Here is a 13,101-nt window from a genome sequence, read left to right as displayed (position 1 = left end):
AATCGGTTCAAGGATTTTTCAGCAGGCAGGAGGATGCTGCGGGCCGGAACGCCCGTCACCGCCAATCAGCTTGCTGACGAGAGTATCGAGCTAAAGACGCTACTCGGCTGAGTCACGAGGACCAATCATCCCCACACTCACACCGTAACGCCTGAGCCCCGCACACGAAGGGATACATGCAATGCGCAGCAAAGCGCGTCTGTTTGGCCATCCGATTCATCAACAGCTGATCGTGTTTCCGCTCGGTCTGCTGGCAACAGCGACACTGTTCGACGTCATCGACTGGATTTTCGACTGGCCCAGCCTCTCGCTGGCGGCTTACTACATGATCGCGGCCGGCGTCATCGGCGGACTGACCGCCGCTGTCTTCGGCCTGATTGACTGGTTCGCGGTACCGTCCGGAACACGCGCGAAGCAGATCGGTCTGCTGCACGGCATCAGCATGGTCGTCGCCGTCGTCCTGTTCATCGTCGCCTGGTTCCTGCACGATCGCGGGAATCCGGACGCACTGCCGCGGATCCTCCAGATCGTCGGGTCCGGGGTCGCCGTCTTCGGCGGCTGGCTCGGCGGAGAGCTGGTCGATGTGCTCGGCATCGGCGTCGAACCGGGCGCTAACCCGAACGCAGCCAGCTCGCTGGAGCAGCACCCCAGCGACGGCAGCCTCGCCCACAGCTAATCGTTGACGAGCAAACGGGCCGGTGTCATCTGACACCGGCCCTGGACTTTGGCGTTTTTGGAGGGGGGCTAGCGGAAAGGGACCGCCACGCGTACGGTGAAGGGAGTAACGCACCGTCACCATCGCAGGAGGTCCCCATGACGCAGCCTACCACGTCCACGGCGACCGGACCGTCCACCGACGTCTGCCTACTGCCGATCTTGTTGCTGCTGCTGAGTGCCCATCGGCCAGCCTTCCGCCAGGAGCGGCCCTACCAACGCTGCGTCGCACTGACCCTCGGTCACCTGACGGCCTTCAGCCGCCACACCATCACGCAATTGCTGATCAGCCTGGGGCTGGGTGGCGTCGACTGGAGTGGGTTCTATCGCCTCTTCAGCGTGCCACGCCTCAATGACGACCAACTGACGACCTGCTTCCTGGCCCAGACCCTTGAGGATGTGCCCGCAACTACTCCCTATCAGGTCGGCCTTGATGGCGTCCAGATCCCACGCAGCAGCCAGCGGATGCCGGGCTCAAGCTGGCTCAAAGCGCCGCGCACACCACCGTGGCGTGTCGGCATCCATCGCGCCCAACGCTTTGTCCACCTGGCCTGGCTGGTCCCAAGCGCGATCCATGGCTACAGCCGGGCGATCCCGCTGCGCGTGGAGCCGGCCTTCCCGGCCAAAGCGGCCACCGCGCGACACGCACCAATCACCGCTCCCCGGCGCGAATGGGAAGCCGGCCGGGACGCAGTGATCTGGCTGCGCACGGCGCTGGATGCGGCGGGGCGGATGACCCAACGCATCCTGGCGGTGGCCGACAGCGCGTATGGACCAGCCGCCCTGTGGACACAACTGCCGCACGACACCACCCTCCTCACCCGCTGCGCCAAGAATCGGGCGCTCTTTCGCCTGCCCGCTCCGCACACCGGCCGTGGCCGTCCGCGGCGCTATGGCCAGCGTGCGCCAACACCGCAAGCCTGGCTGCATCGACCTGGCCACTGGCAGCAGGTGCGTCTGACGGTGCGTGGGCACGAGCGCGACCTGACCTATCGGGTGTGTGGACCCTATCTGCTGCGTGGCGCGGCCACCCAGCCGGTCTTCCTGCTGGTCGTGCGCGGCGTCGCCCGCCGCCGGAGTGTGCGCCGCGACCCGACGTTCTGGCTCGTCTCAGCCGTCCCAACCCCGACCGGGCGCTGGAGACTCCCGGACGCACCGATCACCCTGCTGGCGCTGGCCTGGCAACGCTGGGAACTGGAAGTGACCCATCGCGATGCCAAGACCGGCTTCGGCGTTGGTGAGGTGCAGTGCTGGAGTCCGTCGGCGGCCATTCTGGCGGTGCAATGGCAATGGTGGGTGCTCGGGTTGGTGCTCTTGACCGGCTACCGTCGCTGGGGGCTGGGACCGGCACCGACGGCAGCGCGCGGCGGCTGGTGGCGTGGGAGTCGGCGCTGGTCGCTCGGCTCACTCTGGCAGGTGCTGCGCGCCGAACTCTGGGACCTGGCCGATTTTCAGCCAGCGTGGACCCGATTCACGCCAAACTGGTGGGAAATGGCGGACTGGATCGATCTCCATCTGGCCGCCGTCCTCGGAGCGCGACGCGGCTAGCACGAATGCTCACCGCGCACACCTGCCAGGCTGATCACGGCGCTGCACCGCTTCAGCGCCCCACGGAAAACGCCAAAGTCCAGGGGCGTATTGCATACGCCCGGCCGGATACACGACCATCCGATATGGGCACCCGAACACCGTGGCTGCCGGTCGGAACGGGTCGAGGTGCTAAACGGGCGTATGCAATACGCCCCTACATTTCCACTGTCGCAACGCGTGCGTCGAGCATCCGGCGCGCAATTGATCGACGCGGGGGCGTCGCCTCACGGCGAGGACAGGCCGGGTCCTGTCCGTACGGAGGGATTGCGTGCCCGCGCCTCTTCACATTCTTTCTGATTGACACGATAGAACATATGTTCTACTATGCAGTACCAGAGGGCCGATAGACCCCAAGTCATGAGTGCCAGAGCGCCTGTTCCACCCCGGCTTTGTCCGGGGTGCCGCATTTCTCGGACACCTGTGTCTGAAAGGCAATGGTAGGCGACACATGCGCTGCGACTCAACAATCGGCTGTCTGGCTATCCCGCATCTCCCGATTCGGCTGGCGCTCCAGCAGAACCCGACACTGGTCGGCGTGCCGCTGGCGATCAGTACGCCCGGGGCGCGGGGGATGCTGATCGATTGCTCGCCCGAGGCGCGCGAACGCGGCATTCGCCCCGGCATGGTGACGCGCGAGGCGCAGAACCTCTGCCCGCAACTGACGGTGCTGCCCGATGATCCGCTCGCTGCGGCGAGCTTTCAGCAGCGGCTGGTGCAGGATCTGTATCAGGTCTGCCCGACGCTGCGGCGGGGTGCGCCGGGCTGCATCGACCTCGACCTGCGCGGCCTCGATCGGCACTACGCGTCGGCGGAGGCGCTCGGTGCGGCGCTGCTGGCCTGCGTCGAGCCGGAGCTTGGCCCACGGGTCGGGATCGCATCCAGCGCCTTCGTCGCCTTCGTTGCTGCTCGGCGGTCGCAGCCGGGCACGGTCGCTGTCGTTAGCCCCGAGCAGCAGGGGCGCTTGCTGGAGCGCAGCCCGGTCGAGCTGCTGCCGCTGTCGCAGGAGACGCGGCGGCGGCTGGAGCGCTTCGGGCTGCGGCGGGTTGGCGATGTCGGCCGCCTGCCGCTGACGGCGCTGGTCGCCCAGCTTGGCGCGGAGGGCCAGCGCGCCTGGCATCTGGCGCACGGTCAGGATCCCGACCCTTTCGTTGCCGAGCAGATTAGCCACCCGATCATCGAGCTACTGCGGCTCCCGGCGGCCACCAGCCTGTCTAGCGATCTGGATGTCGCTAGCCGGATCGTCACCAGCCGCCTGCTGGCGCGGCGGGATCTGCAGGGACAGGCGATCCGTCGCCTGCGGGTCGATCTCTTCCTTGAGCATGGTGGAACTGCTGGCCGGACGGCGCTGATCAAGGGCGGGACGCGCGACCTGAAGCGGCTGGTGGATGTACTGACCAGCCAGATGCAGCAGATCGCGCTCGATGCGCCGGTCATCGCGCTGCAGATCGAGGCGCTGGAACTGGGTGAAGCGCCGCCGTATCAGCCTCGGCTGGGGGGTGAGGTGCATCGGCCGATCACCAGATTGCGCAGCGCTGTTGCGGAGCTGGCCCAGCGCTACGGTACGTCGCCGCTCTATCAGATCGTGGAGGTGAATCGATGGGCGAGACTCCCCGAACATCGCTGGGCGCTGGCGATCTACGAGCCCTGAACCTGCCCAGACCGGTTGAGGTCGCGGTCGATGCGCGTGGTATCCCGCGGGCGGTCCGGCTGGATGGCGTTGCGGTGCCGGTGACCGATATCGCCGATGTCTGGCGGATCGATGATGGCTGGTGGCGGCCCGAGTCGGAGCAGGTGAACCGGCTCTACTTCGAGCTGACGCTGGCCAACGGCTCGCACCTGACGCTCTATCACGATCTCCGAAGCGAGTCCTGGCATGTGCAGCGCACCTGATGCCGGCTATGTCGAGCTGCACGCGCACTCGTGCTTCTCGCTGCTGGATGGCGCGTCGTTCCCGGACGAGCTGGTCGCGACCGCGGTCGAGCTGGGTTTGCCGGCGCTCGCGCTGACCGACCACGACAATCTGCACGCGGCGCTCGATTTCGCGAACATCGCCAACGCCGCCGGTTTGCAGCCGATCACCGGCGCGGAACTGACGCTGATCGACGGCACCCACCTGACTTTGCTGGTTGAGTCGGTGGTCGGCTATCGCAACCTGTGCCGGTTGATCACTATCGCGCACTACACCGGTGAGCGGACGGTGCCGGCGGTCCCGATCGAGGCACTTGCCGAGCATCACGAGGGACTGATTCTGCTGACCGGCTGTCGACAATCGGAGCTCTGCCGCCGCGTCGATGCCGACGATCTGGCCGGAGCGCGGCGACTGCTGCGTCAGTTCCGCAGCTGGTTCGGGGCGGAGAACGTCTTTGTTGAGCTGCAGCGTAATCTGGTGCGTGGCGACCGCCGTCGCACGGCGCGGCTGGCCGCGCTGGCGGACGAGGCGGGGCTGGGCATCGTCGCGACCGGCGATGTCCACTATCACCGACCGGAGCGGGTGGCGCTGCAGGACACACTGGTTGCCATCCGACACAAGACGAGCCTCGATGGCGCAGCCCACGTCCGGCGGATCAACGGCGAGTGGTACATGGTTGGCGCTGAGGTGATGCGGCGTCGATTCCGCCTCTACCCGGAGGCTATCTCCAACACGCTGGTCATCGCTGAGCGCTGCCGAGGGTTCAATCTGGCGCGCAATCTGGAGTATCGCTTCCCCGACTATGCCGTCGATGACGGCGACACCCCCGACGACCGGCTGGGGCGCACCACCCGTCGTCTGCTGGCCGAGCGCTATGGCGACGACCCGAAGGCGATCGCCCGGCTGGAGGAGGAGCTGGCGCTGATCCGCCGTCATCAGCTGGCTGGCTTCTTCCTGACCTATGCGGACATCATGCGGCTGGCGAATCAGGTGGCCGACGAAATCCGTGGGCAGAGCATTGCGCGGCGGGTCGGGAACATGCCGCCGGGGCGGGGGCGCGGCTCGTCGGTCAGCTCGGTTGTCTGCTACTTGCTGGGGCTATCGCACGTCGATCCGGTGCAGCACGATCTCTTCCTGGGCCGCTTTCTGCACGAGGACCTGACCGACGTCCCCGACATCGATCTGGATTTCCCGCGCGATATCCGGGCGGCGCTGATCGAGCGGCTGTATGAGGTCTACCCGGATCGGGTCGGGCTGGTCTGCACCTATGCGACGTACCAGATTCGCAGCGCCATTCGGGATGTCGGCAAGGCGCTCGGTCTGCCGCTGCAGGTGCTGGACCGGCTGGCGAAGCTGGGGGAGGGGCGGTCGGCGCGTGGGGTTGGCGAGCATCTGGCGCGTGTTCCCGATGTGCCGCATCCCGAATCGCCGCTCTGGGAGCATCTGGCGGCGCTGTCGGAGCAGATTGCCGGGATGCCGCGCCACGTCGGCCAGCACTCCGGCGGGATGGTCGTTGCCTCGCAGCCGCTGAGCGAGCTGGTGCCGATGCAGCCAGCGGCGATGGAGGGTCGGCACCTGATCCAGTGGGACAAGGACACCTGCGGCGATGCCCGCTTCGTCAAGATCGACGTGCTGGGGCTGGGAATGCTCAGCGCCGTCGAGGGCTGCCTCGACCTGATCGCCGGACAGGGCAAGGAGCTGGTCGATCTCAGCCGGATCGATTTCAAGGACCCGGACGTCTTCGAGATGATCCAGCGCGGCGATACGGTCGGCACCTTCCAGATCGAGAGTCGGGCGCAGATTCAGACGCTGCTCAAGACCAAGCCGGAGACGCTGGAGGACCTGGTCGTCCAGGTGGCGATTGTCCGGCCGGGGCCGATCGTCGGCGGTGCGACCAAACCCTGGATTCGGGCCCGCGAGCAGTATCGGCTGACCGGCAAGCCGGAGATCACCTACGATCACCCGTTGCTTGAGCCTGCGCTGAAGGAGACCTACGGCGTCATCCTCTATCAGGAGCAGATCCTGCAGGTGGCGATGGCGCTGGCCGGCTTCACGCCCGGGCAGGCCGACCGCCTGCGGCGCGCGATGAGCCGCAAGCGGTCGCACGGCGCGATGACGGAGTTGTGGGATGACTTCCGGAACGGAGTGCTGGCGAAGGGGGTGAGCGAGGAGGTCGCCGAGACGGTCTTCGAGAAGATCGCCGCCTTCGCCGCCTACGGATTCCCGAAGGCCCACTCCGTCTCGTTCGCGGTGCTGGCCTATCAGTCGTGCTGGCTGCGCTACTACTTCCCGGCTGAGTTCACTTGCGCGGTGCTGAACGAGCAACCGATGGGCTTCTATCCGCCGCACACGCTGATCGGCGATGCCAAGCGGCTGGGCTTGCGTGTGCTGCCGGTGGATGTCAACGAGAGCGAGGCGGGCTGCTCCGTCGCCGGGCGTTCGATCCGAATCGGGCTGGGCTACGTCAAAGGGATGCGCGATGAGGAGGCGGCCGCGATCGTCGAGAGCCGTCGAATGGATGGCCCGTTCCGCTCGCTGAGCGACCTGATGCGGCGCGTCGAGGTGCGCCGCGAGATCGTCGATCGGCTGATCACCGTCGGTGCGTTCGACTGGACGGGCCTGCGGCGGCGCGAGCTGCTCTGGCAGCTGGGGCTGCTCCAGCCGCCGGTGCGCCTGCGGGGGCAGGGGGGCGAGCGGGTGCAGCAGCTCGGGCTGGCGATCCCGATCGAGCAGGATGCGGTCGAGCTACCGCCGTTCTCGGCCTGGGACAAGCTGTGCGCCGACTACGACATCACCGGGCTATCGGCTCAGTGGCACCCGCTGCTGCTCCTGCGCACGCAGCTGGACCGCGCCATCCTGACGGCGACGCAGGTGGCCGAAGCGCAGCACGGGCGGCGGATTCGGACGGCGGGCCTCGTTGTCTGTCGGCAGCGACCGGCGACGGCGAAGGGGGTGACGTTCCTGCTGCTGGAGGACGAGACGGGGCTGACGAACATCGTCGTCCACCAGTCGCTGTATGAGCGCGAGCGGCTGACGCTGCGCACATCGCCGGTGCTGGAGGTGCAGGGGCGGCTGGAGCGGCAGGGGGATACGATCAACGTCGTGGCTCAGCGCCTGCTCCCGATCCAGATGGCACCGCCACCCGCGCCCGAATCCGACGCCGAAAACGAACCCCAAGCGCGCCTGATGGTGACATCGCATGATTATCGGTGAGTGCTTCTGGGCGAATGAGGCGACTGATGTGCAGCGCGCCGACGAATGAAACGGCGTTCAACGCCTTCGTAGGACAGCGCTCGCGCTGTCATCGCCGTGAGGCGACGCCCCCGCGTGGATGATGGCAGTCTCGATGCATCGCCATCGTGTTGGCCCGAAATGTAGGGGCGTATCGCATACGCCCGGCCGGATACACGACCCGTTGGCGCGGGAGATCGCGCGTGGTGGCTGCCGATCGGAACGGGTTGGGGGCCAAACGGGCGTATGCGATACACGACCATCCAACATGGGCACCTGCACGCCGTGGCTGCCGATCGGAACGGGTCGAGGCCAAAACGGGCGTATGCGATACGCCCCTACATGTCCACGGCCGCAACGAACGTGGGTGATTCAGGCGTGTCTGGCGGCCTTTGATCGGACCCCCAACGTATGGATCGTGCCGATCCGGCGCGCATCTGTTTGGCGCGGGGGTGTCGCCTCACGGCGAGGACAGGCCGGGTCCTGTCCGTACGGAGGAATCGACGGTGGCTCGTTGCGCCAGACAGACGCCAGCCGGCCCCCATCCATGTCATCGGACGGGGGTCGGCTGGCAAAGAAGCGTTTGGCTATTAGCGGCGCAGGTGGGGCTTGTAGTGCCCAGCGCCGGTTAACGTCGAGATCTGGAGGCGGTTCCAGCAGTTGATCGCGTTGATCGTCATCAGCAGCGCGACGTACTGCGCTTCATCGTAGTGCTGGCGGACACGTTCGTAGAGATCATCGGGGACGCCGTTCTGGGAGATGAGGGTGACGGCCTCGGTCAGCTCGAGGGCGGCACGTTCGGCGTCGGTGTAGTAGGGCGCTTCGCGCCAGGCATTGAGCAGATAAATCCGGTGTTCTTTCTCGCCTGCCTCACGGGCATCGATCGTGTGCATGTCAATTCAGAAACCGCACCCGTTGATCTGTGAGGCCCGGATTTCGATCAGCCCGATCAGCATTGGATCGAGGCCGCTCTCGTGGACGGCCTGCCCCATTGCCATCATCGGCTTTGTCACCTCGGGGTTTGCCTGCATGGCCCTCATTCGTGGTTCCACACGCTTGTCCTTTCCATCGGTGCCAACCTGCATCGTACGTCCATTACACAGGATCGGCAAGCGATGTTTGCGCCACGATAAGGGACGTTACTGCGTGCGCACACCGGCCCGCGTGCCAGACCAGACACCGGCTGCGGAGAGCCCGGCGACGATGCCGGTGAGCGTGGCGTTGGCGATGCTTACCGGCTCCGCACCGGCCAGGTTGGCGAAGAGTCCGGCCAGCGCGCCGATGACGACGGCAGCCAGCCCGGCCCAGCGAGTCGACAGACCGGCGCTCTTGGCGAGCTGGACGAGGCCGAGGGTGAGCGGCAGAGTGAGGGTGTAGATCGGCAGGTTGATCGCATCCATCTGGACTCCTTTCCGGCTAGCGCCGGGCGAGTGCGTCCGCGCCGAGACGGCGCAGCAGGACCTTGTGTGGCTCAGGGTTGTCGGGGTTCCACTCGAACACAGCGCGTTCGAAGTACTGGACGGTCTGGCCGGCCTCGGTCAGCTCGTCGGTGAGGGGGTAGCCGAAGACAGGGAGGCCGCCATTGGCTTGCCAGAAGCGCCAGAATGCGCCGCCGACGCTGTGGCCGGTCTCGACGAACCAGTGCTGCTCAATCGTCGGCGTCAGCGTCCCGGCCCGATACGGCAGGACGAAGTCGTCCATCAGCGTGCCGGGGCAGTCGGTCGGCGATAGCTCCTGGTGGCCCCAGACCTCATCGACCCGCGTGTCGGTAGCGGCGCGCCAGGCATCGACGAGTGTCGTGAGCGCGGCGATCTGCGCGTCGGTCGCGCGCTGCGTCCCGCCGATCGGGACATGCACGGAGAGTGCGGTGGCGTTCTGTGGCCAGGCACCGCAGTGCCAGAGGACGGCGTCGAGGTTGCGGCACAGGTAGCAGGTCCCGTCGTCGCCGACCGCGACGTGGTACATCAGGCCATCGCCGTAAAGCGGCGGCTCGCCGGCGCGCGACCAGCTCTTCTCGACGTGGTAGCGCGCTTCGGAGCGCAGGACGGCCAACGTATCGGCGCGGTTGGCGACCGGCGGGCCGGAGTAGTGGATGACGACGCCGCACTTCTCGTTGAGCGGCACGCGCTCGCGCGGCCCGGCCGGCGTCGTGTCGTCCGGCGCGCGGCGGGGCAGCAGGTGGCGGACGTCGACCAGTGCGACACCGGGCACCGAGTCGACGGTGATGTTGGGCATGGCGGTTCCTCTCGGGCTGTGCGGGGCCTAGACCTCGACGAGGTCAATCTCGTACGTGCTGGCGGGGTGGTGGTCGGCTGGGCGCGGGGTCTCTTCGCGGAGCGCGGTCAGGCGCACACTGCGGGATGCACCGTCGATGTCGACGAGCGTCGTCGTGCCGCCGATGTCCCAGAGCGTCCAGAGCGCGGCGCGGACTGTGGCCGGGTCGCGCGGATCGGCCGCACCGTCGCGGTCGATGGCGCGGTCGCGTCCACGCAGGCGCAACCGCCAGCGGCGCTCGCCACCTGCCTCGCTCGCGAATCGGATAGCGTGGATGGCGGGCGCTGCGCCGGAAACGCGCTGGCAGGTGACGCGCACGAGCAGCGAGGTTGTCGTCTCGTCGATCAGACGTTCGACGTTGGCGACGTTCGTCGTGACGTTTGCGGTCGATCCGGCGCTATGCCAGGTCAGCCCGGCGTCGGCCGACCAGTCGATCTCAAGCTGCCAGTCGCCAACCGCGACGCCATCCAACCGCAGCAACTCGACGGCGATGCTGCGCCAGCGCGTTGGCGCTCCGGTCGATGACGCCTCGACGGTGACGCTGAACTCGTCGACGGTCGGCGTGCCGGCGGCGAAGTCGCGGGCGGCGAGGATGTTGCTGACGCGATCGACAGTAATCAGCTTGCCGTCGCCATCGCCGAACGGCGTCGTCAGCGTCGCGCCGGTGGCTGCCTCAGCGAGCAGCCACCAGCCTTCGCCGTCGTAGCTCCAGAGCTGGGAGGAGGACGGGTCGGACAGCGGGTTGATCGTCGTCAGCAGCAGGCCATTGACGATGACCGCGCCGGTCGTGGCCGCGCCGCGCAGACCGGCGGGAATCCACCAGCCACGGGCGGCATCGAACCAGACAACCTGCCGACCGAGCCAGGCGATGAGACGCCCCTGATAGACGGTCAGCCAGGCGAAGTCGTCGTCGGCCTGTAGTTGACCCGCCAGCGTGCTCCATGCGCCCAGCCGGATCGTGTCGTCCGGCGCGGGTGGGTCGGCCTCCTGATACCAGTCGCCGGAGAGGCGGTGCAGACCGGCGTCGGTGGCGATGACCATGCCATCGTCGAAGCTGGTGAGTGTGCAAATGCGACCATCAAGCTTCCAGGTGCGGCGGTAGGCGAGGCTGCTGCCGAAGTAGACATGCAGATTCACCGGCGCAGTCGGGCCGACCAGCACGACCGCGCGGCTGAACGAGCCGAGCAACGCCGCCTTCACACCCGCGCCCAGCGCCGATGTCACCAGCGTGCCGGTCGCGTCGTCCCAACTGACGACATCGGCAGCGGCGTCGAAGCCGATGAAGAGCAGGCCGTTCACCCGCGTCAGGCAGGTGGCGCTGGCGGGTAGCGTGGTGCGTGCGACCGGCGCGTTGGCCAGCACCCGGTCCCAGCGATAGAGGGTCGTGCCGTTGACGAAGAAGAGGTGATCGCTGTCGGAGCTGGCTAGTAGTGGTTTGCTGCCGTCGATGCTGCCGGAGACTGGCTGTGCCGCCGGGACGGGTAGCAGGCCGTCGTGCGGCGTTGGTCGGCAGGCGCTGCTGGCCAGCACTCCTTCGACCGGCTTGATCCGCTGCGTCTCGATGTGCCCGTCACCGGCTGTCGCGCGATAGCCGCCCGGCAGCACGATGTAGTCCGCGCCACCGAGGCTGATGTCGTAGGCGGACATGCGCCTTCCTTTCTATTCCTCAGGCGAGCGCACTGACCCGCAGGCGGCGACCGCGCCGATCGAGTGCGTGCGCGGCGTTGCGGTGCGCCAACTGCAGCAGTGCGTGGTCGATCGGGATGCCGCGCTTGGCGTCCTGAATGGCGCGGACATCGAGCGCCGCCGCGACGGCCAGCAGGATCACCAGCCCCTCGTCGATCGGCGGCAGGCCGGCGAAGTCGTGCGTCGTCAGGTACCAGATCGTCAGGGTCTGGGCGGCCAGCGGGCGGGAGAAGTACAGTCGCCCGCCGAAGCGCTCCCAGGCGAGCTCCTCGCCAGCCGCGCTGCCGGTTGGCGCACCCCGGCTGGGGATGACAAGGCCGGTCCCGCTGACGACCCGCCGCATCGACAGCACGCCGGCCGGCAGCGTGGCGTAGGTCGCGCCGTTGGCGATGCCCACGGATGCCTCGGTCTCAGCCGGGTAGCGGAAGGAGTAGTCGGCGAGCGCGCCGGTCAGGCACTCGTCCAGCTCGGCGTCGGACCAGACCGCCGCCACCACCTCCTCCAGACGGATGCGGAGGCGGGTACGCAGGGCATTGATGGTTGTCACGGGCGATCTTCCATTTCTCCCGGCCTGCCGTATGCTGTCCGGGCAATAGAGGAATCGAATAGTCGAGGAGGGAATGACGATGCTGCTGTCAATCAAGACGTTCCGAGCCGATCCGGGCCGGGAAGATGACCTCATCCAACTGATGCACGACGCCAAGCGCGAGATGCTGCGCGTCGATTCGCGCCGCACGGTGCGGGTCTTCCGCGTCGTCGATGGCCCGAGCGCCGGGAACATCAGCATCGCGATCGAGTACGAGAGCCTCGAAGCGTTCCGCGAGATCCGGGCGAAGGAACAGGCCGACGCCGGCTGGCAAGCCATCGGCGAACGCGCCAACGGCGACGGCCGACCCGCCGAAACGCTGTCGTACATGCAGATGGAAGAGATCGGGTAGGACCTCACCCCCCGACACCCTCTCCTCCGAGGAGAGGGAGTGTCATCATCCTGGCGGGGTGGCTGGGAAATGTAGCGGCGTATTGCATACGCCCGTTTGGACGCCCAACCCCTCCGACCGATAGCCACCGGGTGTGATCTGCCGCACCAAACGGGTTGTTTATCTGGCCGGGCGTATCGCATACGCCCCTACATTTTCTGTCTCCGTCCACTACCCCTCGATCGTGCGCAGTGCGGCGAGCTCTTCCAGGATTTCGGTCCAGCGGCGGTCGGGGTCGGGGTCGCCGAGGGTGGCCATGGATTGGCGGCGGGAGTGGATGTTGGCGGCGACGAGGCGGGCTTCGTTGCGGACCAGCTCCTCGCGGTCGCTGGGCAGGATCTCTTTCCAGATCGGGCGCGTGCGGCGTAGTCCGTCCAGCGGCAGGCCGCCGAAGCGCTCCAGCAGATCGAGCACCATCGCGTTGCGACGCGCGTAGACGGCGTCCCAGACGCGGCGCTTGCGCGTGACCTTCTGCACCAGCGGCTGAATCTCCACCTCCAGTGCCACTCCAGAGAGCGAGCGACCCGAATCGCCGAAGGCGGTGCGCGGCGTCTCGGAGAGGTCGTGGAGTTGGCGGTAGAGCAGGTTGACGTAATCGATGTGGAGGCCGATGCCGCTGCCGAGCATATCGAGCAGGTAGGCTTTCGAGTCCTCCGGCAACTCCCAGATCGCACCAGCCTCGGCGCGGATGCCTTCGCTGCCGCTGACGTTTTCCAGCAC

General features: G+C 67.2%; 13 protein-coding genes. 6 read left to right on the top strand and 7 right to left on the bottom strand.

What is annotated here, in order from left to right; genetic code table 11:
• Positions 1 to 181: 181 nt before the first annotated feature.
• The 5 genes from M9890_13380 to M9890_13360 all read left to right on the top strand — a co-directional run bounded on the left by M9890_13380 (position 182) and on the right by M9890_13360 (position 7,426).
• Complete coding sequence (locus tag M9890_13380) at positions 182 to 676, top strand: DUF2231 domain-containing protein (GenBank protein MCO5177943.1); 495 nt, start codon at positions 182 to 184, stop codon at positions 674 to 676.
• 137 nt (positions 677 to 813) lie between these two features.
• Positions 814 to 2,262: a transposase gene (locus tag M9890_13375; protein ID MCO5177942.1), complete on the top strand. Its 1,449-nt coding sequence runs from the start codon at positions 814 to 816 to the stop codon at positions 2,260 to 2,262.
• Between the two features lie 490 nt (positions 2,263 to 2,752).
• A complete protein-coding gene (locus tag M9890_13370; GenBank protein MCO5177941.1) occupies positions 2,753 to 3,952 on the top strand; it encodes a DNA polymerase Y family protein in 1,200 nt (399 codons plus the stop codon).
• Positions 3,901 to 4,194, top strand: coding sequence for a hypothetical protein (locus M9890_13365; GenBank protein MCO5177940.1), 294 nt, complete (start codon positions 3,901 to 3,903; stop codon positions 4,192 to 4,194). Before M9890_13370 ends, M9890_13365 begins: the two co-directional genes overlap by 52 nt.
• Positions 4,178 to 7,426: an error-prone DNA polymerase gene (locus M9890_13360; GenBank protein MCO5177939.1), complete on the top strand. Its 3,249-nt coding sequence runs from the start codon at positions 4,178 to 4,180 to the stop codon at positions 7,424 to 7,426. The genes M9890_13365 and M9890_13360 overlap by 17 nt, the downstream gene beginning before the upstream one ends.
• Before the next feature lie 608 nt (positions 7,427 to 8,034).
• On the opposite strand, the gene M9890_13355 is transcribed toward M9890_13360, so the two are convergent.
• The 6 genes from M9890_13355 to M9890_13330 are packed head-to-tail and all read right to left on the bottom strand — an operon-like array spanning position 8,035 to position 11,951.
• Positions 8,035 to 8,436, bottom strand: coding sequence for a carboxymuconolactone decarboxylase family protein (locus M9890_13355; protein MCO5177938.1), 402 nt, complete (start codon positions 8,434 to 8,436; stop codon positions 8,035 to 8,037).
• Complete coding sequence (locus M9890_13350; protein MCO5177937.1) at positions 8,344 to 8,529, bottom strand: carboxymuconolactone decarboxylase family protein; 186 nt, start codon at positions 8,527 to 8,529, stop codon at positions 8,344 to 8,346. The genes M9890_13355 and M9890_13350 overlap by 93 nt, the downstream gene beginning before the upstream one ends.
• A gap of 54 nt (positions 8,530 to 8,583) precedes the next feature.
• Positions 8,584 to 8,844: a hypothetical protein gene (locus M9890_13345; protein MCO5177936.1), complete on the bottom strand. Its 261-nt coding sequence runs from the start codon at positions 8,842 to 8,844 to the stop codon at positions 8,584 to 8,586.
• 16 nt (positions 8,845 to 8,860) lie between these two features.
• On the bottom strand, positions 8,861 to 9,679 hold the full coding sequence (locus tag M9890_13340) for an N-acetylmuramoyl-L-alanine amidase (protein MCO5177935.1): 819 nt from the start codon (positions 9,677 to 9,679) through the stop codon (positions 8,861 to 8,863).
• A 27-nt stretch (positions 9,680 to 9,706) separates the two neighbouring features.
• Complete coding sequence (locus tag M9890_13335; GenBank protein MCO5177934.1) at positions 9,707 to 11,365, bottom strand: hypothetical protein; 1,659 nt, start codon at positions 11,363 to 11,365, stop codon at positions 9,707 to 9,709.
• Positions 11,366 to 11,384: 19 nt separating this feature from the next.
• Entirely contained in the window at positions 11,385 to 11,951 is a 567-nt protein-coding gene (locus M9890_13330) for a hypothetical protein (protein ID MCO5177933.1), read from the bottom strand.
• 79 nt (positions 11,952 to 12,030) lie between these two features.
• Here M9890_13330 and M9890_13325 point away from each other — a divergent pair, with 79 nt between their 5' ends.
• A complete protein-coding gene (locus tag M9890_13325; protein MCO5177932.1) occupies positions 12,031 to 12,342 on the top strand; it encodes a hypothetical protein in 312 nt (103 codons plus the stop codon).
• A 210-nt stretch (positions 12,343 to 12,552) separates the two neighbouring features.
• Here M9890_13325 and M9890_13320 read toward each other — a convergent pair.
• A partial coding sequence (locus tag M9890_13320) for a phage portal protein (protein ID MCO5177931.1) occupies positions 12,553 to 13,101 on the bottom strand: 549 nt, incomplete at its 5' end.

It is taken from the genome of Thermomicrobiales bacterium (assembly GCA_023954495.1).
GTDB lineage: Bacteria > Chloroflexota > Chloroflexia > Thermomicrobiales > CFX8 > JAMLIA01.
The sequence above is the reverse complement of the archived record's forward strand: the minus strand, read 5'-3'. Positions and strand labels throughout refer to the sequence as shown.